Here is a 25,821-nt window from a genome sequence, read left to right on the forward strand (position 1 = left end):
CCGTCATAAGAGATTTAGAATAAGTAAAAGAAACAAACAGGAGGAATTATGAAGTGAATTTTGCCCCAATTGAAGAGTTATTCCATAAATTTGATGAAACCGCTCAAATTCTGCAAGAAGACCTTTCGTGCACTTATTTAGATGCACTTGGTGAAACAGGTGAAAACTTCTTTCATGGATCAGTGGTTCAGGAAGAGATAAGCGAACTAGCCAAAAAACGTTTAACGAAAATTTATGCATCATTTAGAACCGATACGTTTTCGAAGGAAGATATTCGTAAAGCGTACCAGCTTGCGATTCTTAAAGGCATGAAAGAAAACGTTCAGCCCAATCACCAAATGACACCTGATGCTGTAGGTATGTTTGTCAGCTATTTAATTAATAAATTTACAGCTGAGAAAAAAGAAATGACGCTGCTTGAACCTGCCGTCGGTACAGGGAATTTGCTGTTTACCATCCTGAACCAATTGCCAGAAAAAGAAATATCCTCTTTTGGCATTGATGTAGATGAAACCTTAATAAAATTAGCTTACGCAGGGGCAAATCTTCAAGAGCACCCCATTCAATTATACAATCAGGATAGTTTAGAACCACTATTTATTGATCCAGTTGATCTTGTCGTCAGCGATCTGCCAGTTGGTTATTATCCGAACGATGTACGTGCTGCTGACTATGAGTTAAAAGCCGATCAAGGGCATTCATATTCCCATCATTTATTTATTGAACAAGGAATTAATCATCTCAAGGAAGGTGGATATTTATTCTTAATTATCCCCAATGAGCTGTTTGTCTCTACAGAGGCACCTAAGCTTAATAAATATTTGACCAGTCAAACACATATTCAAGGGATGGTTCAGCTTCCATTGTCCATGTTTAAAAACGAGTCAGCTGCCAAAAGTATCCTGATTCTACAAAAGAAAAAAGAGGGAATCAATCCTCCTAAAAAAGCATTGTTAGTCACACTGCCGAAGCTGTCAGATGCGGCTGCTACCCAAGCAATTCTTAATAAGATTGATGAATGGGTTAAAGTAGATAAATAATGAACAAGAAGTTGGTACTCTTAACGGGTATCAACTTTTTTTATGGCAATAAATTTGCAGAAATGTGTCGAAACTATGTAATTTGAACGATGTCACTCAATCTACCTAAGGCTAATTCTTGAAAGCTGGATCAGAGAATGTTTAAATGAAAGAAGATGGTAGTTATTAGTTGATAAGTGATTTACTAACAATTAAGATAGACGCGATAATAGGGAAATGGGGCAGAAACATGTCTAAAATACTAGCGATTAATGCAGGCAGTTCCTCTTTGAAATTCCAGCTTTTTAACATGCCTAGTGAAAATGTGATTACAAAAGGACTAGTTGAAAGAATTGGCTTGAAGGAGTCTATTTTTACGATTTCAGTGAATGGTGAAAAAGTCACTGAAACAAAAGATATCCCTAACCATGACATTGCAGTATCCTTGTTGCTTGAAAAACTAATAGAATTTGAGATTATCAATTCATATAAAGAAATTGATGGAGTTGGCCATCGAGTTGTCCATGGCGGCGAAGAGTTCAGCGATTCGGTAATTCTTACGAGTGAAATCATTAAAAAAATTGAAAATCTGTCAGATTTAGCACCTCTGCATAATCCGGCAAATCTTACAGGTATTCACGCTTTTAGGCAAATTCTTGGTGACGTTCCCTCGGTTGCTGTTTTTGATACGGCCTTTCATCAAACTATGCCAAGTAACTCTTATATGTACAGTTTACCTTATGAATATTACCAGAATTATCGGATTAGAAAATATGGATTTCATGGGACATCCCATAAATATGTATCACAACGGGCATCTGAGATGCTTGGGAGACCCATTGATCAACTGCGGATTATTTCCTGTCATTTAGGAAATGGAGCAAGTATCGCGGCTATTGAAGGCGGAAAATCAATCGATACTTCAATGGGCTTTACCCCGCTCGCGGGGGTTACAATGGGCACACGTTCAGGTGATATTGACCCAGCCTTAATTCCTTATATCATGGAGAAAACAGGTAAGAATGTAGAAGAAGTGCTCCAAATATTGAATAAACAAAGCGGTATGCTGGCCCTCTCTGGATTCTCAAGTGATCTTCGTGATATTGAAATAGAAGCGGATAAAGGAAATGAACGGGCAAAATTAGCCCTTGAAGTATTTGCAAGCCATATTCATAAATATATTGGATCCTATGCGGCCAGAATGAGCGGGGTGGATGCAATTATCTTCACAGCAGGAATCGGTGAAAATAGTACAACCGTCAGGGCTTCAGTCCTAAAAGGTCTTGAATTTATGGGCGTATACTGGGACCCTGCACTAAATCGTGTGCGTGGAGAAGAAGCTTTCGTAAACTATCCTCATTCTCCAGTAAAAGTCATCGTCATCCCTACTAATGAAGAAGTGATGATTGCGAGAGATGTGATCCGCTTAACAAGCGGCTCCAAGGTTTATTGATTTCTCATAAATGTGATTAACAACCTTCTACTGTGTTTAATTACACACAAGAGTGAAGGTTGTTTTTTTATGGCTCAACCTAAAAAGGAAATCATTGATAGGACTAACTTTTCAACGTGTAAAAGAGATGATAATCGGCGTGAAATAAGTGAAAGGTGAATCAACACCTCAATATATATAAAAGATGGTTATATATTAAAAAATAGTATATTAAAATAATTATAGTTTATTAGAAATATTCGTTATAATGTAGTAGGGTTTTACGAGCCAATCTGGTGAATAGTAATACTTCGACAATCGATATAAGTAGGAGTACCTACGCAGAAACAAACGTAAAGCGGTTTGAATTTCTGATCGTCATCATGGAAGCTATACCCTACAAATTACTGGAGTGATTAATGGTGAGTAATGTAAGTACTGGCAATAAGACATTGGGGGAGAAACAGATTATTAAAAAGTTAGTAAAGGTAGTAACAGTAGGAGTATTATCATTGGGATTAGCCGCAGGAATCGGAGGAACTAAATCAGAAGCTAGTGCATCAACAAAGCCTGCAGGATCGAACTTCTTGAGAAGTGATTCAATAGACGACAACTATCGTATGGTGCAAGATTCTAAAGGCAAAACGATTCGTGCAAAAACAACAGCTAAAGTTAGCTTGAAAAAATACAATAACACTTTTTCTTATAGTAACGTATCGTTTGTTGATTATGACAAAGTTAAGAAGGTAACTTACAAGACATCAACAAGCACACAGGCTTACACGAGAGCAAGCACAAAATATAAGTTAACGGCACGAAATTATAAAGGAAAATTAGTTAACGTAAAAGTTCCTGCGAAAAATGCCATGACAAAGCACAACACCTCTTGGTACAAAGATTCATTCAGCTACACAACTTATGTAAAAACAAAGGGAAAATGGGTCAAGAAAACTAAAACTGCGACAGTGTACATTCCTGCTAAGTATGTGAAGAAATACACTTCTAATGTTTGGACAAAGTACACCAAAAAAGCTAAAGGATACTTCTATACGCCGCAACCAATTACCATTACACTAAAAGAGTATAATAAGGTTGCAATAGGCATGACGTATAAGCAAGTAGTGGCGATCACTGGCGAAAAAATGACATTGAGTTCCGATTACTCTTGGAATGAGACTGTGTACGACGATGACTTCGAGGAAGTAGATGAAATAACTCATACATATAGATCTTATGAATGGGAGTATGAGAATGATGTTACTTATGATTACCGTTTTGTCGATTTCTACTTTGAAGACAACAAATTAACTAATAAATCTCAATCTGGATTAAAATAATGGATGAGATAGGCGAACTCCTTCATTAATCAATAAATAAATCAACAGTTACCTTAAATAGGTGACTGTTTTTTTGCAATCAGTAATAGCTGTTTAGGTGGCTCTTTGGATTCAATTTACCATTAGGTGGGCTTTTAACATAGATTCGACTCTGCATGATCACAAAGTTCTCCTCGTGTCCTAGCTTGACTTACAGAATCCGACACATTCAGGGAATGATTCATCGTATTCTGTACAATGTAGTACCTGCGCTTTCATTTTAAGAACAAGCAGGCCCTATGTTATAATGCAGGGAGAATAATCCAAATTGGAGGCGGGAAAATGACATTAACTAATCGCGAGATACAGGTTTGGAATGAGATAAGTGAATGGGAGGATAAGCTTCTTCAATATGGACCAACAGATTTTACTGCACTTTATGATAAATGGCTTGAACAAAGTTTTTCCTTGCTCCCAGAAAATGTCCAGGAACAATTTTTTTCAAAGCTGGATACATGGCTGTTTCATTTGCATGCTATGGTCCAAAGTTCACAGAATCAAATGGATGCGCGAGATCGGATTCTTGGTGCTGCTCGGGTATTCAATCAAGATATAACGACCATTGAAGATAATAAAAAGCTGACAATTGATCAATTGACATACATAGCTGATCAGCAAATTGCCAAGCATCGTCTATACTCATTTGTTCAGGGTGGAGCAAGTGGCTCAGGAGGAGTTCTGCTGCTTGGCGGAGATATTCCTGCTATGACAGTTATTAATGTACGTGTCGTTCAGTTAACAGCTATGAGTTACGGATATGAAGTGAATACGCCGTTTGAGATGATGATGGCTCTTAAAGTATTTCATATTGGAACGATGCCAAAGCGGCTTCAAGGAGCAGCCTGGGAAGGGTTAATTCGTGAAACGAAGAATATGGAAGATCCCTACTTTTACGAGGGAGCTGAAGAATTAACGAATCTTTCCTGGATGGAGCAGCCATTTAAACAGCTATTAAAAGCGATGATGATTGTAGTGTTCCGTAAACGAATCATTCAAGGGATTCCGATGATTTCTATGGCGATTGGCGCTGGTACGAATTATCAGATGACTAGACGGGTAAGTGAGTTTGCTCAGAAATACTACCAATATCGATATTTGAATGAAAAGCGGGATGATCAGGAATGGGCTTGAAAGAGCATAAGGAAACAACTGTTTCCGTACGCTGCAAAATAATAACGGTTAGTGATACACGAAATGTAGAGACAGATAAGAGCGGTATGTTAATGAATACATTAATCCATGACTATGGTCATCAGGTAACGGCTTATCAGATTGTTAAAGATAATCAAGAAGATATCACCACTGCTATTCAAACCGGGCTTAATCAAACTGAGGTAGATGTGGTTCTTTTAAATGGAGGGACAGGGATTGCCAAAAGGGATGTAACGATTGAAACAGTGAACAAGCTGTTTGATAAAGAAATCCCAGGGTTTGGTGAGCTATTTCGAATGCTAAGCTACCAAGAAGACATTGGCTCTGCCGCAATCCTTTCACGAGCCACAGCCGGTACCGCAAATAATAAAGCCATCTTTGCTACTCCCGGCTCATCAGGGGCTGTAAGGCTTGCTATGGAAAAACTTATCCTCCCAGAGATAGGTCATATAGTCAAAGAATTAAAAAAGGATTTATAAGGTGCAGCCATAAGCTGCCCTTTTTTTAATGATGGTTGTATCCGTTTGCAAAAAAGAAACATATTTTCACATAATTAGCAGGTTTAGGCTGATAAATTATGCTACCATTACAATGAATCAATAAACGTTGTTTAGGGGTTGAGGAATTGAATACGAATGATAATAACTGGTGGAAGAAAAGTGTAGTCTATCAAATCTATCCACGAAGCTTTATGGATGCTAATGGTGATGGGATCGGAGATTTAAACGGAATTATTGAGAAACTTGATTATTTAGCTTCACTAGGTATTGATGTGATTTGGTTAAGCCCGATTTACGATTCACCAAATGACGATAACGGCTATGATATCCGCGATTATTATTCCATCATGAAGGAGTTCGGCACAATGGCGGAGTTTGACCGCTTGCTTGAAGAAGCGCATAGCCGAGGACTGAAAATAATTATGGACTTAGTCGTTAATCATACATCGGATGAGCATGAATGGTTTAAACAATCTCGGAGCAGTAAGGATAACCCTTACCGAGATTATTATATTTGGAAACCAGCGGTGTCCGGTAAAGCTCCGAATAACTGGGGGTCAATTTTTAGTGGTCCTGCTTGGGAATACGATGAGACAACTGATGAATACTATCTGCATCTTTTTTCAAAAAAACAGCCTGATCTTAATTGGGAAAATAAACATCTTAGACAAGATATTTATAAGATGATGCGATTCTGGCTGAATAAAGGAATCGATGGATTCAGGATGGATGTCATTAACTTTATTTCTAAAGCACCTGGACTGCCTGACGGTCCAACTCATGGAGGATTATATGGCGATGGCAGTTCCTTTTTTATGAACGGACCGAAAATCCATGAGTATTTAAAGGAAATGAATGAAGAAGCTTTGGCGGGTTATAATGTGCTGACCGTCGGAGAGATGCCGGGTGCAAGTCCTGAAGATGCCATACTCTATACAGATCCAGTGAATAAGGAATTGAATATGATTTTCACATTCGAGCATATGGATTTGGATAGTGGAGCAGGAGGGAAATGGGATGTGAAACCCTTACATCTACCTGACTTAAAGGCTAACCTAGCAAAATGGCAGACTAGTCTTAATGAAAGAGGCTGGAACAGTTTATATTGGAATAATCATGATCAACCGCGCGTTGTTTCACGTTTTGGTAACGATACCCAATATAGAACTCTATCAGCAAAAATGCTGGCAACCTGCCTGCATATGATGAAAGGTACTCCGTATATTTATCAAGGTGAGGAAATCGGTATGACCAATGTCCAATTTTCATCTATTCAGCAATATAAAGATGTAGAAACCCTGAATATGTATCATGAAAAGGCGGTCTTAGGAGTTGAAAAAGAAACTATTTTAAATTCCATATATATAAAAGGTCGTGACAATGCCCGGACTCCAATGCAATGGGACAATCGTGAACATGCAGGCTTTACGACAGGTACCCCATGGATAGATGTGAATTCACGTTACCCGGATATCAATGTTCAAAATACGCTGGCAGAGGATTCGTCTATATTCACGCATTATCAGCAGTTAATAAGCTTGCGTAAAACCCTGGAAATAGTAACGAACGGTACCTTCAAGTTGTTACTAAGTGACCATCCTTCCATCTTTGCTTATGAAAGAATAGATAAAAGCGAGCAATTACTGGTTCTTTGTAATTTCAGTGAAGAACCACAGCAAATTGAAGATGACTATGTGATGGCGGCTATACAAAAAGGAAAACTGTTAATAAGCAATTACAGCAGCCAAACTAAACAAACACTACAGCCTTATGAGTCTAGTGTTTACTATCATATTTAGTCCAAAAAAGGGAGTGCTGACATTAGCACTCCCTTTTTGAATGGAACGTTTAAGACAGGATAACTTGTTTTATAAAAATTATATAAGAATCATTGAATTTATATACAAGAAAATGGTTGTTTTGAAAAAAGGCTCTGCTTAGGATTAATCATCAGCAGAGAACGCGTAGAAATACCTTTCTACTTGTTACAAAGATGCATATTTAATCTTGGCATTCATCTAAGTTAGATGTGATTTATCTTTTCGTGAGCATAGTTCCACCTGATGAGGTGAATAAAGGCGATAATTGGTACAATAAAAGCCAATTATGAATAATTTAGTTATTTATTCCTACACGCAGGTGTAAGTTTTTATGCACAAATAGGTATTTTTATAATAAAACAGAAAAATCTATGAAAATCCCTTGCAAAACGATAATAAAGCTGATAAAGTAACTATCATAGATTGAATAAAAATTAAAACATATGAATTTTTATTCATAAAAAGGGGACGATATTAATGGCAAACAAAAAAGTGGTATTAGCATATTCCGGAGGTCTCGATACTTCTGTAGCAATTAAATGGTTACAAGATAAAAATTATGATGTTGTCGCGTGTTGTTTAGATGTAGGTGAAGGAAAAGATTTATCCTTTGTTAAAGAAAAAGCGTTAACAGTTGGAGCTGTTTCTTCATATATGGTAGATGCTAAAGACGAATTCGCTGAAGAATTTGCGTTAATTGCCATGCAGGCTCATACACTTTATGAAGGTAAATATCCGCTTGTTTCAGCTTTATCGCGTCCGTTAATCGCGAAGAAATTAGTCGAAATTGCTGAAAAAGAGAATGCAGTAGCAGTTGCTCACGGATGTACTGGAAAAGGAAATGACCAAGTACGTTTTGAGGTTTCTATTCAAGCATTGAACCCAAACCTTGAAGTCATTGCTCCGGTAAGAGAGTGGGGATGGTCACGTGAAGAAGAAATCGAATATGCAATCAATCATGATATTCCGATTCCAATTAACCTTGACAGCCCATATTCAATTGATCAAAACCTTTGGGGAAGAAGTAATGAATGCGGAATTCTTGAAGATCCTTGGGCAACACCGCCTGAAGGAGCTTACGATTTAACAGTCAGTCTTGAAGAAACGCCAGACACTGCAGATATTATTGAAATCGGATTTAACGCAGGTGTACCTGTAACATTAGACGGAAAGTCTTATAAGGTAGCTGATTTAATTCTAGAGCTTAATGCAATTGCAGGTAAACATGGTGTGGGAAGAATTGATCATGTTGAGAATAGATTAGTAGGAATTAAATCACGTGAAGTCTATGAATGCCCAGGTGCAATGACATTAATTAAAGCACATAAAGAACTTGAAGATATAACACTAGTAAAAGAAGTAGCACATTTTAAACCAGTAATTGAAGAAAAAAATCACTGAACTAATTTATGAAGGCCTTTGGTTCTCACCGCTTCAAAAAGCATTGAGTGCATTCTTAAAAGAAACGCAAGTAAATGTTAATGGTGTAGTTCGTGTGAAACTATTCAAAGGACACGCAATTATTGAAGGAAGAAAATCAGAAAACTCATTATATGATGAGAAATTAGCAACATATACGAAGAGTGATGAATTTGATCATGAAGCAGCTGTAGGTTTCATTTCGCTATGGGGTCTTCCGACTAAAGTAAACAGTATCGTAAATAACAAGAGCTCCAAGAAGGTGACAGTGTGAGCAAATTGTGGGGAGGCAGATTTACAAAGTCTGCTGAAGAATGGGTAGATGAGTTCGGTGCGTCGATTTCCTTTGATAAGGAGCTTGTATTGGAAGATATTCAAGGAAGCTTGGCGCACGTAATGATGTTAAAAAAATGTAAGATTCTAACCGTTGAGGATGCAGATTTAATTATCTCGGGCCTTCAGATCCTGCGGGAAAAAGCGAAACTTGATGAGCTTACCTTCTCGGTTGAAATGGAAGATATTCATCTAAATCTCGAAAGTATGCTTATAAGTGAAATTGGTCCTGTCGGCGGAAAGCTTCATACGGGCAGAAGCCGGAATGACCAAGTTGCAACGGATATCCACTTATATCTACGTACTCAAACAGAGGAAGTAGTAAAGTTAATAAATGGTTTACAGGCAGCGATAATCGAGCAAGCGGAACAACATGTTGAAACGCTTGTTCCTGGTTATACGCACTTACAGCGCGCACAGCCGATTTCATTTGCCCATCATTTAATGGCCTACTTCTGGATGCTTGAGCGTGATAAACAACGTTTTAATGAGTGTCAAAAGCGAATTAATGTATCCCCGTTAGGAGCAGGTGCTCTTGCTGGAACGACTTTCCCGATTGATCGTTCGTATAGCGCTGAGCTGCTAGGGTTTGCAGGAATCTACGAAAATAGTCTTGATGCAGTAAGTGATCGTGACTTTGCGCTTGAATTCTTAAGCAACAGTTCAACCATGATGATGCATTTATCTCGTTTCAGTGAAGAAATTATTCTCTGGTCTAGTCAAGAGTTTCAATTTGTTGAATTAGATGATGCGTTTTCAACAGGAAGCAGTATTATGCCGCAAAAGAAAAACCCTGATATGGCAGAACTTATCCGTGGAAAAACAGGACGAGTGTACGGGAATCTTACAGGCATGCTGACTGTCTTAAAAGGACTGCCGCTTGCGTATAATAAAGACATGCAAGAAGACAAAGAAGGAATCTTCGATACGGTAAAAACGATTATTGGTTCTTTGAAGATTTTTGAGGGAATGATTTCGACAATGAAAGTGAAAACAGAAGTAATGGAGAAAGCAACAAAAAATGACTTCTCTAATGCTACTGAATTAGCTGATTATCTTGCGGCGAAAGGTATGCCATTCCGTGAAGCCCATGAAGTTGTCGGGAAACTAGTCCTTTTCTGTGTTCAGAACGGATGTTATTTAGCTGATTTAAACCTAAATCAGTTTAAAGAAGCTTCTGAGCTTTTTGAAGAGGATATCTATAAAGCGTTAAATCCTTACGAAGCTGTGAAACGACGGAATAGTCAAGGTGGAACAGGTTTTGAACAAGTGAAGTTAGCGATAGAAAAAGGGAAATCTCTGCTAGTTTAACATCAACCTTGCTTAATAGAAAAAAAGACTCGTGCTTTTTAGCGCGAGTCTTTTTTTGCTGATTAATTCTCTTTTTCGCTGCGAATAATTAAAACATCGCAAGGAGAAGTGCGGACAATATTTTCCGAAACGCTTCCGATTAAGAAACGTTCCACTGCATTTAACCCTGTAGCTCCACACATAATCAGATCCACGTTATGTTTGACGGCCATCGATTTTGTGATTTTGACTTTGGGAGACCCAAGTTCAATTTCAGTCACTGCTTGAATACCTTCTTTGTCAGCTATTGCTTTGTATTTATTGAGAATCTCTCCGGCAAATTCTTCTGCACGATCACGAATTGTCATGTCATAGGCTTCTAGTGTCGGGTAATTTCTTGTATCAATTACGTGGCCAATCACAAGTTCTGCATGATTTCGTTTACAAACCTCAATTGCCTTTTTCAAAGCCCATTCAGCTTCTTTTGAACCATCCACTGCTACTAATACTTTTTTATACTGCATAGTCATGGAATCTCCTCCTTTTACTAAATTATAACCTAATATTTACATAAAAATAGACAAAATTTTCATAACATAAGCAGGAATGGAACTTTACGTTGTGGTTTCAACCTTATTTTATTTGCAAGGTTTTAGGGAACTTAGTTAGTATTTCACAGCCTGTTTCAGTGATGTAGATATCATCCTCAATTCGAACACCAGCGACGTTCGGAACATAAATGCCGGGTTCAATTGTAAATACCATCCCAGGTTGAAGTAATAGAGCATTTGTTTCGGTAACAGATGGATATTCATGAACACTTATTCCAAGGCCGTGGCCGAGGCGATGCGGGAAGTAATCACCATATCCACGGCTCTCAATGATTCTTCTTGCCGTTTGATCAACATGTGAACAAGAAATGCCCGGTTTGCTGACGAGTACAGCAGCCTCCTGAGCCTTTAAAACACTTTCATAGATATCTCGCTGCTTGTCTGAAATATCTCCATAAGCGACTGTCCTAGAGATGTCAGAACAGTATCCTTCATACACAACGCCAAGATCGAAGAGGACGAGATCTCCTCGTTTAATTTTTGTGTTTCCTGGAGTGCCGTGTGGGGAAGCAGCATTGATGCCGGTAAGGACCATGGTTGAAAAGGACATCTGGCTGACACCTGATTTTTTCATTTCAAATTCAATTGCAGCGAGTATTTCCATCTCTGTTTTCCCATCAGCAATTTCATTTACGCCTACTTCTACAGCATAATCAGCAAGACGGCATGCTTCCCTGATTTTTAGTAATTCATCTTCTGTTTTAACCATGCGTAATAAACGAAGTTTTTCCTCCGCAGGAAAGAGTGCTGGATGCGAAAAGCGGCCTTGAATGGTTTCAAGTCGTTCAACGGTTAGATGCTCTTTCTCAATCGCCAATTTTCTAATTTGAACAGAACGTTTTTGGATGCAGGTACTAATTTTCTCCCAAGGATCTTCAATATCATTATAGCCAAGGATATCTCCTGACCATCCAGCGTGCTTGGCGTCTTCTATTTCCATTTGCGGGCAAACAAGAAATGGTTCTGCTTCAGGAAAAAGAACAAGAGCAAGTACTCGTTCATGGGGATCACTTAGAAATCCGCTGCAATAAAAAATATTATCTGGCGCAGTTATAAAGAGTGCATCGAGATTTTTTTCCTGCAGCCAGTCGGTTAGTTCGTTGATTCGTTGATTCATGGTTAATAGCCCCCAAATTGTGTTGTATACAATGACCATATCAATAAGAAAAATAATTGTAAATAGTTAGACTTTTAAAAATGGGGGTAAAATGATAGAGTTGTGGAAAATCACTATTTCAACAGAAAAAAGAAAGGGTGGGATTATATATATGAATATTTCGTATCATGGCCATTCCGTAGTCAAAATTGAAACCAACGGCACGACAATCTTAATTGATCCATTCATTAATGGAAACAGTTTAACAGATTTAGTGGTAGATGACGTGAAACCTGATATTATTATTCTTACTCATGGTCACGGTGATCACCTTGGAGATACGGTAGAACTTGCAAAAAGACATAATGCATTAGTTATTGCTGTAGCAGAATTAGAACATTACTTATCTGCACAAGGTGTTGAACGAACACATGGAATGAGCATTGGCGGTGCCTATCAGTTTGACTTTGGAAAAGTGAAGTTCACACCGGCTTTTCATGGAACAGGACTCATGCAGGAAAATGGTGAAATCATTTATCTTGGGATGCCAGCAGGAATATTGTTTATGGCAGAAGGAAAAACCGTTTATCATGCGGGGGATACCGCAGTCTTTTCGGATATGAAGTTAATCGGTGAAAGACATCCAATTGATCTAGCTTTCTTACCAATAGGAGATAACTTCACAATGGGTCCGGAAGATGCAGCGCTTGCAGCGGAGTTTTTACAAGCTAAACAGGTAGTACCGATTCATTTTAATACTTTCCCAGTCATTAAACAGGATCCACAAACCTTCATTGACTTACTGACCAATAAAAACGGAAAAGTTCTAGAAGCTGGAGAGTCAATTGAGCTATAAAAATTTCAAATATGGAAGAAGTAATGGTCGTTTCATGAATATAAGACCATTTCTTCTTCTTTTTTCTTTGGTCGACGCATACAATGTAGCGCGGCGTGATGCCCAAAGAAAGGGGATTACCATGAAACAGCGGTTATTGCTTTGTTTGTTGTTATGTTTCTGTATGTTGTATTATGCGTTGCCACAGCTGTCCATTCGGGCAGAAGGACCAGAAGGAGTATTTGCAGTTTCCTGGCTTTGCATGCTTTTGTTTGCTATTGCGGGCAATCTTTCAAGCATCCTGTATACTCCGAAAAAAAGGAAGCCGTTACCGAAAGGAAAAGAACAGCGGCTGCGGGAAAGAATATATTAAAAACGATCGTTCGTTGAATAGCGGGTTACTTCACTCTATAATAAAGAAATAGAATTACCATGAAAAGGGTGAAGAACTTGGCTACTAAGCATGAACAAATACTTAAACATATTGATGGGCTCCCAGTTGGAGAAAAAATATCAGTTCGTCAAATTGCTAAGGTCTTGAGTGTAAGTGAAGGAACAGCTTACCGAGCAATTAAAGAAGCGGAAAATCAAGGATATGTTAGTTCTATTGAGCGGGTAGGAACCATTAGAATTGAACGAAAAAAAGAGAAAATATTGAAAAACTAACCTTTGCAGAGGTGGTTAATATTGTAGACGGCCAAGTGATGGGCGGCCGTGAAGGGTTGCATAAAACCTTAAATAAATTTGTTATAGGCGCGATGAAGCTTGAAGCGATGATGCGCTATACGGGACCGGGAAATTTATTAATCGTTGGTAATCGGACGAATGCTCACGAACTTGCCCTTCAGGCAGGAGCTGCCGTTTTAATTACCGGTGGTTTTGACACAGAAGAAAGTGTCAAAAAACTGGCTGATGAAGTACAAATGCCGGTCATTTCTACGAGTTATGACACATTCACAGTTGCAACAATGATTAACCGGGCGATTTACGATCAGTTAATCAAAAAAGAAATTTTATTTGTGGAAGACATATTAACACCTGTGCATGAAACGACCTTCCTGAAAACGGGCGACCGTATTTCGGACTGGCTTAAATATAACCGGGAGACGGGACATAGCCGTTTTCCAGTTGTTGATGAGCAGATGAAGGTTATGGGGATGGTAACGTCTAAGGATATTATGGGACAAGAGGACACCGTGCTTCTGGATAAGGTTATGACTAAAAGCCCGATGACGGTTGGCTTGAAGACGAGTGTAGCCTCTTCTGCACATATGATGGTTTGGGAAGGGATAGAATTGCTGCCAGTCGTCAATGATGCCCATATCTTGCAAGGAATCATCAGCAGGCAGGATGTCTTGAAGGCACTGCAAATGAGTCAAAGGCAGCCTCAGGTTGGTGAGACAATTGATGATACGATCACGAGTCAGCTCGTGATGACAGATAACCGCCCTAAAGGGGAAGATATCTATCAATACCAAGTTACCCCGCAAATGACGAATTATTTAGGGACCATCTCAAATGGAGTATTTACCACACTTGTTACTGATTCAGCCAATAGAGTGCTGAGAAGCTATAAACGAGGGGATTTGGTTGTAGAGAATATGACCATCTATTTCATTAAGCCAGTACAAATTGAAAGCTTATTGGAGATACATCCAAGAGTACTCGAAGTTGGTAGAAAGTTTGGGAAAGTGGACGTCGAAGTGTACAATGAAGGGAAGTTAGTAGGTAAAGCCCTTTTGACCTGTCAGCTTTTGGATCGTTCATAAGACAAAAAAAGAATGAGCCGGCCGGTAAGGCTGTCTCATCCTTTTTATTGTATAGTTAAACTTGCTTAGATTCTTGTGCTTCTTTAATGGCAAACGGAAGATAATGCTTATACATCTTATATCCGCCAAATATACTGAAACCGCCAATCAGAATAAATAAAGCCGCTACAATATAAGTGGTGGTAGTAGGGTATAAAAACAATTGGTTTACACCAAATACGAAAACGAATAAGCCAAGCGCTATGGATGACTTACCGGAAAGCCATTTCTTTTCCATAGGTCTATGGGTTCTAAATGATTTAATTTTATAGAAAAGATAAAATGCGAACGATATAACAATGATGACAACAAGAATTGGCATTAGTAACAAATCCTCCAAACATTTTGTAATCTTTCCTTATTGTAACGGGATATGACTTGGAAAGCTACTTTAATGAAGGCAATTAAACTGTATGGCAGGATATTTAAGATCTACCTAGAATAGATGGTAGTAACACCTTGTTAAGAAAACTGTTCGCTCTAAAAGGAGAAACCTATGAAAGCACTAATTATTCAAGAAATAAAAAACTATCAAACGATTATTATTCATCGTCACGTCCGTCCAGACCCTGATGCCTATGGGTCACAAGGTGGACTGGCTGAAATGCTGAAAGTCTCTTTCCCAGAGAAAACGATTTATACTGTTGGGGAAGAAGAAAAATCGCTGAATTACTTAAGACGTTTGGATACGATATCGGATGAGACCTATCAAGGCGCACTCGTCATTATATGTGATACGGCAAATGCCGAGCGAATTGATGACACTCGATATACCCTGGCTGATAAACTCATAAAAATTGATCATCATCCAAATGAAGATCGATATGGTGACCTTCTTTGGGTGGATACGAATGCAAGCTCGACCAGTGAAATGATCTATGAGCTGTATGAGTATGGAAAGAACTCCGGGCTTGTTTTAAATGATGAAGCAGCACGCTTGTTATTCGCGGGAATCGTCGGTGATACAGGGAGGTTTTTGTATCCGAGTACGACAGAGAAAACGTTAGTCTATGCGGGTGAACTGGTTTCTTATGCCTTTTCACGTCCACAGCTTTTCAGTCAAATGTATGATGTAGAAGAAAACATTATCCGATTGAATGGTTATGTACTGCAGCATTTTAGTATTCTCGAGAACGGTACAGGTAAAATGATTCTTACACGGGATATCATGGAGCAATTTGGTGTTACTCCGGCTGAGGCATCGCTGCTTGTCAGTACACTAGGTTCGGTTAAAGGAATAAAGGCATGGGTTTTCTTTATAGAGGAAGAAAAGGAAATTAGAGTCAGACTCCGCTCAAAAGGTCCCGTCATTAATGGGATTGCTAAAAAGTACAGCGGAGGCGGTCATCCTATGGCTGCAGGTGCTTCTATTTATTCATGGGCAGCAGCAGATCGTGTCCTTGAGGATTTAGAAGAGGCATGTGCGAATTATCGGGAAAGATTCATCGATTAGAGAAGCGGCGGATGACCACACTTCTATAATCGATGTAGTTTGACTTCAATCTCCATATTTTTATAAAAAAAGATTTCGGTAATTTCAATCCGATAGCGCTTTTTATTGATTTCGAGGATTTTATTTTCAATCGACTTCTTTAAGAGCGCTTTTGTTTTATAAACATCTTCAACATTTTTGGTTATTAACGTAGTGAGATCCGTCCGAATGACTTCTTCCGCTTCAGCGACACTGAGTTTGTCTAAATCATAAAACCGATCATTGACGATATTAACTCGAATCTCCTTAACTGAAAGATGCTTTTCCGTTTCTTCATTTAATTTGTTAAAATCTTGTTCCCAAATCCCTACTTTGATTTTTAATTCATGGATTTCTTTTCGTTGAATTTCAATAATGCTGATTTGTTTTTCCTGAAGGACACCATACATGTAGAAGAAAATAAACCAGCTGCCGATGGCTCCGATGACGACTCCGGCAAAGAATCGCTGCCAGGTAGGCAGTCGATAATAAGGTGGAATTCTCATGATGAAATATGCTCCTGGGTAAACCAATAAATAATTAGTGCTCCACTCTGTGCACCTCCTAGTGCAGAAAGAATCAGTAAGAATTGTTTTAAAATGTCCTTCGTTTCTCCATGGAAAAGGCCCCGCTCAAAAATATAAACGGTATCAAAGGTTCCGCCGATTGCGGCTACAATTGCCCAGATGCGGAGAGAATCTGATAATCGTGAGACAACCGTTAATGGAGCTTGTCCAGTGAAAAAGGCAGCGAGTCCACCAATTAAGGAACCTCCTAAAAGCACTCCAAATGAAATGAAATAACTGTTAATAAATGCAGGGAAAAAGGCTTCCTTCATCAACATCATCCTTTAGTTGTTAGATAGATTAAAAAATTATATGACCTGAATGAAATAGATATGATTAAAAGCAAAATTAATCGTACAAAGCAGGAAACCGAAAATGAGAACATATTTTCTTTTTTTCTCTATAAACACTATAATTAAAACAAAAAAGGTTCACTAAGGGGTGAAAAAAGATGTTTATTCATCTCCACATACAAAGTGCGTACAGTTTACTGTCGAGTACAGTTAAAATAAATGAATTAATTACGAAAGCAAAACTGCAAGGATATTCATCTCTGGCATTAACTGATCGGAATGTCATGTATGGATCACTCTATTTTTATAAGGAATGCCGTAAGCAAGGAATTAAGCCGATTATCGGTTTACTCGCTGATATTTTAGATGAAGAAAATCAAGCATATTCACTCCTTTTACTAGCAGAGAATAATGATGGCTATCAAAATCTTTTGAAGATAAGCAGTGCCATCAAAACCAAATCTCCACTCGGTCTGCCGCTTAAGTGGCTTAAACATTATTCAGCGGGACTAATCGCTGTCTCACCGGGCAGCGAAGGAAAGATTGAAACCCTGATAAAAGAAGGAAATACGCTGGAAGCGCAAAAAACGCTTGCTGCCTACACAGAGATTTTTGGAGATCATTCCTTTTTCTTGTCACTTCAACGTCAGGGTGGAAATGAAGAATGGTTTACCGAAGTCCAAGATTTTGCGAAAGAGAATGCGATAGAACTCACTGCCACTAATCCAGTCTTCTACTTGGAAAAAGACGATGCACTCTCACATGAAGTCATACTAGCCGTAAAGAATGGGAATAAGCTTGCGGATGAAGAACGTGAGAGGATGGACGCTCCTGAACATTATTTAAAAAGTGAAGAAGAAATGGTTCGAATGTTCGAGGATTGTCCAGATGCGTTAGAAAATACCATGAGGATTGCGGCTCGGTGTGAAGTGGAGATAGCCTTTAATCGGCCGCTTCTGCCCAAATATCCGGTTGAAGAAGGCGATAGTGCTTCCAAGATGCTCGAGCGTCTCTGCTGGGAGACATTAACGAAAAAAACAGATGCCTCTGAAGACTATAAAGACCGTCTAAAATACGAATTAACCATTATTAACAAGATGGGATTTAGTGATTACTTCTTAATTGTTTGGGATTTCATGAAATATGCCCGAGATAATGGGATACGTACTGGTCCAGGACGGGGATCAGCTGCAGGATCAATGGTTGCTTATGTTTTATCCATTACGGATGTTGATCCAATAGCCCACCATTTATTGTTTGAGCGGTTTTTAAACCCTGAACGTGTGACAATGCCCGATATTGATATTGATTTTCCAGATAACCGTAGAGACGAAGTGATTGAATATGTGGCGCGTAAATACGGTGAACTTCATGTGGCGCAAATCCTTACCTTTGGTACTATGGCTGCCAAAGCAGCTCTGCGTGATACAGGAAGAGCCTTTGGATTAAATCCTAAAGAGCTGGACAAATTGTCAAAAATGATCCCAGGGAGATTAGGAATTACCCTAAAGGACGCGTTTAAGGAATCGAAACAGCTGCGTTCTTTTGTGGATGAAAGCGGGTTGAATCAATCCCTTTTTGAAACAGCCCTAAAGTTAGAAGGGCTGCCGCGCCATACCTCAACACATGCTGCCGGCATTATCATCAGCGATCAGCCACTGACAGAGTTAATAGCTATTCAAGGTGGTCACGAAGGAGTTCATCTTACTCAATTCCCTATGGATCTGCTTGAGGAACTGGGATTATTAAAAATGGATTTCCTGGGTCTGCGGAATTTAACGTTAATTGAAAATATTGTCGTTTCGGTACAAAAGGAAACGGGAAGGAAACTGGATTTATCAACTATTCCCTTAGACGATGAGGCATCCTTTAATCTGCTGGCTAAAGGAGAAACAACTGGGATTTTTCAGTTTGAATCATCAGGGATTACGAATGTATTAATGAAGTTAAGGCCGACGCGTTTTGAGGACATCGTGGCAGTAAATGCCCTCTATCGACCGGGTCCAATGGATAATATACCGCTGTTTATTGAACGTAAACATGGTTTGACACCCATTGATTATCCACATCCGGATCTTGAAGAGATTCTAAAAGATACCTATGGTGTCATTGTCTATCAAGAGCAAATTATGCAGATTGCTTCTAAGCTTGCCGGCTTCTCTCTTGGAGAAGCAGATCTGCTTAGAAGAGCGGTTTCTAAGAAAAAGAAGGATATTCTTGATCAAGAACGTAAGCACTTTACAAGCGGAGCTGTTTCTCAAGGGTACACGGAACAAACGGCAAATGCTATATACGATATGGTTGTCCGGTTTGCTAATTATGGGTTTAATAGGAGCCATGCCGTTGCATATAGCTTTATTGCTTATCAGCTCACGTATTTAAAGGCTCGATATCCACAACATTTTTATGCATGTCTGCTTACCTCTGCTATCGGCAATGACGTGAAAATAGCACAGTACGTGCAAGAATCAAAGAAGCAGGGAATTGAGATTTTACCTCCATCCATTAATATGAGCCAATTTCCTTTTCAGGTTGAAAAGGCAGGAATACGCTTCAGTCTTGCTGCGATTAAAGGAATCGGCGGCACCGTACTTAAAGAAATTTTTGCTGCCAGAAGGGTTAAACGATTTGACGACTTATTTGATTTTTGTATCCGGGTTTCTGCGAAAATTGTTAATCGAAAAATTTTAGAAGCCCTTGTCCATTCAGGGGCATTTGATGAATTTAATGTGGACCGTGCGACACTGCTTGCCAGCTTGGATGTTGCGATCAGTCATGCAGAATTGGTGAATCCTGGTGATAATCAATTTGATCTGTTTGAACACAGCGATTTTTCATTAAAGCCGAAATACAACGAAGTCGATCCAATCCGATCAGAAGATAAGCTCTTTTTTGAAAAAAATGTCCTTGGATTTTATTTATCTGCTCACCCGGCAGCTGGATACAGAAAGATCTTTCAGCACTTTGGGGCAGTAACAATTGATATTGCACTTGAGCGAAGTGAAAAGAAAATCTTGTTGGGCGTTTATGTATCAACGGTAAAAAGCATTCGAACAAAAAAGGGTGAGGTGATGGCCTTTTTCACTATTAGTGATGAAGGAGGAGACATGGAGGCAGTTGCTTTTCCTGAGCAGTATAAGCAAGCTGCCGTTGAATTAAAGGCTGGAAATATTTTAATGATTCAAGGGAATTTAGAAGAGCGGGATGGAAAACGACAAGTGATCATTAAAGACGTATACTCCTTGGAAAGCTGTATGGAAATGGTGAAGGATAGCGGCCGTTTGTTTATTAAAATTGAGGCAGCTAAACAAACAAATAAATCGCTGCAGCAAATAAAAAGCCTGTTGGTAAAGTATAAAGGTATGACAAAAGTCATGCTTTATTATGCTAGTGAAGAGCGCTATATCCAGCTTCCACTTTGGGATTGGGTAGCACCTTCGCAAGCGCTTTTACAACAGCTTGAAGAAATTGTAGGGAGTGGGAACATCGTCCTCAAAAAAGAATAAAGTATTTACAAGCTGGATGGATATGTTATATTAACAAATAGGATAAAACGTGGTCTGACCACTATGATTGTATATAAAAAGGCCGACTTTTCCAACTACCGGCTAGTCTAAGGAGTGAAGACATTGACATTAAGAGAAGAAGCATTGCATATGCATCGTATACATAAAGGAAAGCTGGAAACTGTTTCTAAGGTAGCTGTGCAAAATGCGCAGGACTTAAGCCTGGCATACTCACCTGGTGTGGCTGAACCGTGTAAAGAAATATATGATAAGCCGGAAACAGTTTACGATTATACGATGAAAGGCAATACTGTAGCTGTCGTAACAGATGGGACGGCTGTTCTCGGTCTTGGGAACATTGGTCCAGAGGCTTCACTACCGGTAATGGAAGGGAAGGCCGTATTATTTAAAAGTTTTGCAGGTGTGGATGCTTTTCCAATTTGCCTTAAAACTACGGATGTTGAAAAAATCATTGAAACGGTTAAACTGCTTGAACCGACGTTTGGCGGAATCAATCTAGAGGATATTGCGGCGCCGAATTGTTTTGAAATTGAAGAACGATTAAAAAAAGAAACCAATATACCCGTTTTTCACGACGATCAACATGGAACAGCAATTGTAACGGTAGCCGGCCTTGTTAACGCACTTCGCATTGTGGGTAAAAACATGACTGAGATTAAAGTTGTAGCAAGCGGTGCGGGTGCAGCCGGAATAGCGATTATAAAGCTGCTTTACCATTATGGTGTCCGGGATATTATTATGTGTGATTCTAAAGGAGCCATTTTTGAAGGACGTACCTATGGCATGAACGGAGTAAAGGACCAGATTGCAAAGGTAACGAACCGTAATCGAGTTGAAGGCAGTCTGGAAGAAGTGATTCAAAGTGCGGATGTATTCATTGGAGTCTCAGTCGCTGGTGCGCTGAGTGAGCGTATGGTCGCATCCATGAATGTAGACCCAATCATTTTCGCGATGGCGAATCCTGATCCTGAGATTATGCCCGATACAGCAAAGGCTGCAGGAGCCAAAGTAGTCGGTACCGGCCGATCTGATTTCCCTAATCAGGTAAATAATGTCCTAGCTTTTCCAGGAATCTTTAGAGGGGCGTTAGATGTACGGGCAACCCATATTAACGAAGAAATGAAAATTGCTGCTGTCGAGGCAATTGCGGGCTTAATAAACCCAGACGAACTTCATGCGGACTATGTAATTCCAGCTCCATTTGATCCAAGAGTGGCACCAGAGGTCGCTGCAGCTGTGGCAAAGGCTGCAATGGAAACTGGCGTCGCTAGATTACAGGTGGATCCAGAAGTCATAAAGGAAAAAACAAGGAAACTTGCATTAATAGGAAAAAGTGAGGAATGACCGAAGTGAATGGTTCGACATCGAAAATTTACTTGGAAGTGGTAGAAAAGCTAAGAAATATGATTGAAAAAGATGGATTAAACCCTGGAGATAAAATCCCTTCAGAACGTGAACTTTCAGAACGCTTGAGTGTTGGGCGTTCTTCTGTACGTGAAGCATTGCGTGCTTTAGAACTTCTTGGACTAATTGAGACAAGAAGAGGAGAGGGCACATTTATTAAAGATTTTCAGGAGCATAAACTAGTAGAACTCCTCGGAACTTTTTTTCTACAAAATACGAAGGTTAAGAAAGATTTAGCAGAAACGAAGCAGCTTCTTGAATTAGATTGCATACAAATTATTTTACTCCAGGCATCAAGTGAAAGTCTTGACAGTTTTGCTAAATGGGCTGAACAGGGCAATTTTGATGACCAATCCTATTTTGGAAAACTTCTTGAAGTTAATCCGAATAAGCTTTTGGAAAGAATGTGGAGTATTGTTAATACCTATGCACAGGCTGCACAAGTTGAATTCATTCAAGCAGACTTACAGGCCTACATCGACCTCGCACTTGCTCTGAGACAACGTCAAAAAGCGCAGACGGAACAAATATATCGAGAAAGAATTAGACAAGGTGTCAGCATTAAACTGACATAGTTAACTACTATTTTTACCCGCTTTTTACTGTAAAACGGTAAAAAAGCATGAGTGGTAAAGGGAGGATTCATCTTGCTTAAAGATTTATTTGCAAAACCAAAGAAGAAGAAATATGCGACGATTCCTACTGAGCGGGATAAGCAGGATGTGCCAGAAGGAATCATGACTAAATGTCCTAGCTGTAAGAAAATCATGTATACGAAAGAACTAACCAAAAATGTGAAAGTCTGCCTTCACTGCAGCTATCATCATCCGATGACGGCCTATGAACGAATTAATAGTTTATTTGATGCCGGATTTGTTGAAATGGATCGTGGAATGATTTCGGTTAATCCATTAGATTTTCCAGATTATATGGAAAAGCTTGAAAAAGATAAAGTGAAAACAATGATGAACGAAGCCGTAGTAACAGGTATTGGAAGAATTTCTGGGTATGAACTATCTGTTGCCGTTATGGATTCAAAGTTTCGAATGGGAAGTATGGGTTCTGTTGTCGGGGAAAAAATTACCCGTGCGATTGAAAAAGCATGTGAAAAGAAAATTCCTTTCTTCATCTTTACAGCATCAGGAGGAGCTAGAATGCAAGAAGGTGTGTTAAGTTTGATGCAAATGGCCAAAACGAGTGCAGCCTTAAAAATGTTTAGTGATGAAGGCGGTCTAATTGTCTCAATTATGACTCATCCCACCACTGGAGGCGTCTCGGCGAGTTTTGCTTCGCTTGGTGATATTAATTTAGCTGAACCTGGGGCTCTAATTGGGTTTGCAGGGAGACGAATTATTGAACAGACCATTAGAGAAGAACTTCCCGAAGACTTCCAAACAGCCGAGTTCTTGATGAAACACGGCCAACTTGATGCGGTTGTACCACGTCAAGAATTAAAGGATACATTGACCAATATCTTAAAAATTCATGTACCTGGTGGTGAACGAATATGATCGGGGAATTAGAATTTGAGAAACCGGTTAAAGAGCTCAGAAAAAAAATTGATGAGCTGAAACATTTGACTAAACATGCTGATATGGACTTAACAGAGGAAATTGAACAGCTGGAAAGCCGTTTAGAGTTGTTAAAAACAGAAACCTATGAAAATATACAGCCTTGGGATCGTGTCCAAGTGGCAAGACATCCTGGGCGGCCGTCAACACTTGATTATATTCCGATTCTATTTACTGATTTTCTTGAATTACATGGAGATAGAAATTACGGAGATGACGAAGCAATTGTCGGTGGGATTGCTCAATTTGACGGCAAACCTATTACCGTAATCGGTCATCAACGAGGAAAAGATACAAAGGATAATATTCGGCGGAATTTCGGAATGCCTCATCCAGAGGGGTATCGTAAAGCTTTGCGCTTAATGAAGCAGGCTGAAAAGTTTCATCGTCCTATCATTTGTTTTATAGATACAAAAGGCGCATTTCCGGGCAAGGCGGCAGAAGAAAGAGGCCAAAGTGAAGCAATCGCCAGAAACTTGTTTGAAATGGCAGGGTTAAAGGTACCCGTTATTTGTATTGTCATTGGTGAAGGTGGTTCAGGCGGTGCATTAGCTTTGGGCGTTGGAGACAGAATACATATGCTTGAGAATTCGACGTACTCTGTTATTTCTCCGGAAGGAGCAGCTGCCTTACTTTGGAAGGATGCCTCACAAGCGCAGCGAGCAGCAGAAACAATGAAAATTACAGCACCAGATCTTCATAGCCTTGGGGTAATTGATGAAATTGTTCCTGAAGCCATGGGCGGTGCCCATCGAAATCTTTCCTTGCAAGCCGAATCTATTCGATCTGTCATTAAACGATCTTTAGCAGAGCTTGAGCAGCTGACGCCTGTAGAACTTGTTAATCAACGGTATGCTAAGTATAAGAAAATTGGCTCATACTCAATGAATGAAGAACGAGTAGAAAATGGACTATTTACCTAATATTACACGTACTGCCGGTTGGCGGTACGTTTTTCTTGTCTGAAATCGATTCCAAAAAATAAATTCAATTTGAGTACACAATTTATAGTTTTGGGTGTTTTTAGGATAAAATAATAATTTTCTAGACAAAATACTTAAGTAAAACGGTTACATCAGACGAAATTACAAATTTTCTATAAAAAATATTCGGGTTTGAAAAATATATCCTGATTTTTAACTTGAAATGCGGCGTTTATGCTTTTTCTTGTAAGGGATTTTGCTTCAATTTTCGTGATAAATAATGTAGTCTTAAAGGGCAATAGTATATATAAGAAGTATCTACATTCGGCAATTGGAAATTCATGAAGGTTATGAATATTTGCGGAATTCCCATGCCACGAAGAGGTGAGCTGTTATGAAAAAAATTGGTGTATTAACAAGCGGAGGAGATGCTCCGGGAATGAATGCAGCCGTACGTGCTGTGGTCAGAAAAGCAATTTATCATGAAGTTGAGGTTTTCGGAATTTATCATGGATACCAAGGACTTATGGAAGGGGAAATACGTCCTCTTGAAATTGGTTCTGTTGGGGATATCATTCATCGCGGAGGTACTATACTTCACTCTGCCCGCTGTCTTGAATTTAAAACAGAAGAAGGTCAACTAAAAGGGATAGAACAATTAAATAAATTCGGAATTGAAGGGCTAGTCATTATTGGTGGTGATGGTTCATACCGTGGAGCAGAAGCATTAACTAAGCGCGGCTACCCATGTGTCGGTGTTCCAGGTACGATTGACAATGATATTCCTGGTACTGATTTTACCATCGGTTTTGACACAGCCTTAAATACGGTTATTGATGCCATTGATAAAATTCGTGATACGGCGACATCACATGAGCGTACGTACGTAATTGAAGTTATGGGTCGTGACGCGGGGGATATTGCTTTATGGGCGGGTCTTGCAGGTGGAGCTGAAACGATCTTAACTCCTGAATTTAAGTATGATGCTGATGATTTAGTTACGAAGTTAAAACGTGGTCATGATCGCGGTAAGAAACACAGTATTATTGTTGTCGCAGAAGGCGTTGGCAGTGCTGTTGATGTTGCTCGTCAAATAGAGGAGTTAACCGAATTTGAAACGCGTGTAACCGTTCTTGGTCATGTTCAGCGTGGAGGCTCACCATCAGCAAGTGACCGTGTTCTAGCTAGCAGACTTGGTGCTAGAGCAGTTGAATTGCTATTGGAAGGTAAAGGCGGACGTGCTGTTGGAATTGAAAAGAATCAATTGGTTGATTATGATATTGTTGAAGTATTAGAACAAAAACACACTATAGATAAAAAAATGTTCGATTTATCAGCAGAACTGTCAATATAAAAGCAGTCTGAATGTAACCTA

21 protein-coding genes and 2 pseudogenes are annotated in these 25,821 nt (G+C 39.3%); 18 read left to right on the forward strand and 5 right to left on the reverse strand.

The annotated features are described in order from the left end of the window. The first annotated feature begins 53 nt into the window (after window positions 1–53). The 8 genes and pseudogenes from WYK_RS21590 to argH all read left to right on the forward strand — a co-directional run bounded on the left by WYK_RS21590 (window position 54) and on the right by argH (window position 10,362). Window positions 54–1,040 (forward strand): class I SAM-dependent methyltransferase, encoded by a 987-nt coding sequence (locus WYK_RS21590; protein ID WP_040376496.1) that lies wholly within the window; start codon window positions 54–56, stop codon window positions 1,038–1,040. Window positions 1,041–1,269: 229 nt separating this feature from the next. Further along, window positions 1,270–2,472, forward strand: a complete 1,203-nt coding sequence (locus WYK_RS21595; RefSeq protein WP_040376497.1) for an acetate kinase — start codon at window positions 1,270–1,272, stop codon at window positions 2,470–2,472. A 398-nt stretch (window positions 2,473–2,870) separates the two neighbouring features. Continuing rightward, window positions 2,871–3,788, forward strand: coding sequence for a hypothetical protein (locus WYK_RS21600; RefSeq protein ID WP_040376498.1), 918 nt, complete (start codon window positions 2,871–2,873; stop codon window positions 3,786–3,788). A gap of 321 nt (window positions 3,789–4,109) precedes the next feature. Continuing rightward, on the forward strand, window positions 4,110–4,958 hold the full coding sequence (locus WYK_RS21605; RefSeq protein WP_040376499.1) for an EcsC family protein: 849 nt from the start codon (window positions 4,110–4,112) through the stop codon (window positions 4,956–4,958). Further along, window positions 4,949–5,458, forward strand: coding sequence for a MogA/MoaB family molybdenum cofactor biosynthesis protein (locus WYK_RS21610; RefSeq protein WP_040376500.1), 510 nt, complete (start codon window positions 4,949–4,951; stop codon window positions 5,456–5,458). The genes WYK_RS21605 and WYK_RS21610 overlap by 10 nt, the downstream gene beginning before the upstream one ends. A gap of 146 nt (window positions 5,459–5,604) precedes the next feature. After that, window positions 5,605–7,278, forward strand: coding sequence for a glycoside hydrolase family 13 protein (locus tag WYK_RS21615; protein WP_040376501.1), 1,674 nt, complete (start codon window positions 5,605–5,607; stop codon window positions 7,276–7,278). 498 nt (window positions 7,279–7,776) lie between these two features. Then, window positions 7,777–8,992 (forward strand): annotated as a pseudogene (locus WYK_RS21620) (argininosuccinate synthase). Continuing rightward, the gene (gene argH, locus WYK_RS21625) at window positions 8,989–10,362 is read left to right on the forward strand and encodes an argininosuccinate lyase (RefSeq protein WP_040376502.1); all 1,374 of its coding nucleotides are present in this window, start codon (window positions 8,989–8,991) and stop codon (window positions 10,360–10,362) included. The pseudogene WYK_RS21620 and the gene argH overlap by 4 nt, the downstream one beginning before the upstream one ends. 62 nt (window positions 10,363–10,424) lie before the next feature. Here the strand turns inward: argH and WYK_RS21630 are convergent, their stop codons facing one another. Both WYK_RS21630 and WYK_RS21635 read right to left on the reverse strand, forming a co-directional pair. Continuing rightward, window positions 10,425–10,871, reverse strand: coding sequence for a universal stress protein (locus tag WYK_RS21630; protein WP_040376503.1), 447 nt, complete (start codon window positions 10,869–10,871; stop codon window positions 10,425–10,427). A 103-nt stretch (window positions 10,872–10,974) separates the two neighbouring features. Then, window positions 10,975–12,069, reverse strand: a complete 1,095-nt coding sequence (locus tag WYK_RS21635) for a M24 family metallopeptidase (RefSeq protein ID WP_040376504.1) — start codon at window positions 12,067–12,069, stop codon at window positions 10,975–10,977. A gap of 151 nt (window positions 12,070–12,220) precedes the next feature. Between WYK_RS21635 and WYK_RS21640 the strand changes: the two genes are divergently transcribed. The 3 genes and pseudogenes from WYK_RS21640 (at window position 12,221) to WYK_RS21650 (ending at window position 14,652) form a co-directional block, all read left to right on the forward strand. Next, window positions 12,221–12,904, forward strand: a complete 684-nt coding sequence (locus WYK_RS21640; RefSeq protein ID WP_040376534.1) for a metal-dependent hydrolase — start codon at window positions 12,221–12,223, stop codon at window positions 12,902–12,904. A gap of 121 nt (window positions 12,905–13,025) precedes the next feature. Beyond that, a complete protein-coding gene (locus WYK_RS21645) occupies window positions 13,026–13,256 on the forward strand; it encodes a hypothetical protein (protein WP_040376535.1) in 231 nt (76 codons plus the stop codon). Window positions 13,257–13,333: 77 nt separating this feature from the next. Continuing rightward, window positions 13,334–14,652 (forward strand): annotated as a pseudogene (locus WYK_RS21650) (DRTGG domain-containing protein). Between the two features lie 55 nt (window positions 14,653–14,707). Here WYK_RS21650 and WYK_RS21655 read toward each other — a convergent pair. Continuing rightward, window positions 14,708–15,013, reverse strand: coding sequence for a YtpI family protein (locus tag WYK_RS21655; protein ID WP_040376505.1), 306 nt, complete (start codon window positions 15,011–15,013; stop codon window positions 14,708–14,710). 174 nt (window positions 15,014–15,187) lie between these two features. On the opposite strand from WYK_RS21655, the gene WYK_RS21660 reads away from it, so the two are divergent. Further along, entirely contained in the window at window positions 15,188–16,144 is a 957-nt protein-coding gene (locus tag WYK_RS21660; RefSeq protein WP_040376506.1) for a DHH family phosphoesterase, read from the forward strand. A 23-nt stretch (window positions 16,145–16,167) separates the two neighbouring features. On the opposite strand, the gene ytrI is transcribed toward WYK_RS21660, so the two are convergent. Together ytrI and ytrH are read right to left on the reverse strand one after the other, a co-directional pair. Further along, on the reverse strand, window positions 16,168–16,668 hold the full coding sequence (gene ytrI, locus WYK_RS21665; RefSeq protein WP_040376507.1) for a sporulation membrane protein YtrI: 501 nt from the start codon (window positions 16,666–16,668) through the stop codon (window positions 16,168–16,170). Further along, on the reverse strand, window positions 16,665–17,000 hold the full coding sequence (gene ytrH, locus WYK_RS21670; RefSeq protein WP_407951440.1) for a sporulation membrane protein YtrH: 336 nt from the start codon (window positions 16,998–17,000) through the stop codon (window positions 16,665–16,667). The genes ytrI and ytrH overlap by 4 nt, the downstream gene beginning before the upstream one ends. A 179-nt stretch (window positions 17,001–17,179) precedes the next feature. Between ytrH and dnaE the strand changes: the two genes are divergently transcribed. The 6 genes from dnaE to pfkA all read left to right on the forward strand — a co-directional run bounded on the left by dnaE (window position 17,180) and on the right by pfkA (window position 25,800). Further along, window positions 17,180–20,527, forward strand: coding sequence for a DNA polymerase III subunit alpha (gene dnaE, locus WYK_RS21675; RefSeq protein ID WP_040376509.1), 3,348 nt, complete (start codon window positions 17,180–17,182; stop codon window positions 20,525–20,527). Window positions 20,528–20,650: 123 nt separating this feature from the next. After that, window positions 20,651–21,892 carry an NADP-dependent malic enzyme gene (gene ystJ / locus WYK_RS21680; RefSeq protein ID WP_040376510.1) on the forward strand — a complete coding sequence of 414 codons (1,242 nt, stop codon included), beginning with the start codon at window positions 20,651–20,653 and terminating at the stop codon, window positions 21,890–21,892. Next, on the forward strand, window positions 21,889–22,527 hold the full coding sequence (locus tag WYK_RS21685) for a FadR/GntR family transcriptional regulator (protein WP_040376511.1): 639 nt from the start codon (window positions 21,889–21,891) through the stop codon (window positions 22,525–22,527). Before ystJ ends, WYK_RS21685 begins: the two co-directional genes overlap by 4 nt. 72 nt (window positions 22,528–22,599) lie before the next feature. Next, window positions 22,600–23,463, forward strand: a complete 864-nt coding sequence (gene accD, locus WYK_RS21690) for an acetyl-CoA carboxylase, carboxyltransferase subunit beta (protein WP_040376512.1) — start codon at window positions 22,600–22,602, stop codon at window positions 23,461–23,463. Beyond that, window positions 23,460–24,446, forward strand: a complete 987-nt coding sequence (gene accA, locus WYK_RS21695) for an acetyl-CoA carboxylase carboxyl transferase subunit alpha (protein WP_040376513.1) — start codon at window positions 23,460–23,462, stop codon at window positions 24,444–24,446. Before accD ends, accA begins: the two co-directional genes overlap by 4 nt. Before the next feature lie 394 nt (window positions 24,447–24,840). Beyond that, complete coding sequence (pfkA, locus tag WYK_RS21700) at window positions 24,841–25,800, forward strand: 6-phosphofructokinase (protein ID WP_040376514.1); 960 nt, start codon at window positions 24,841–24,843, stop codon at window positions 25,798–25,800. Window positions 25,801–25,821 lie beyond the last annotated feature (21 nt).

Source organism: Peribacillus psychrosaccharolyticus ATCC 23296, assembly GCF_000305495.1.
GTDB lineage: Bacteria > Bacillota > Bacilli > Bacillales > DSM-1321 > Peribacillus > Peribacillus psychrosaccharolyticus.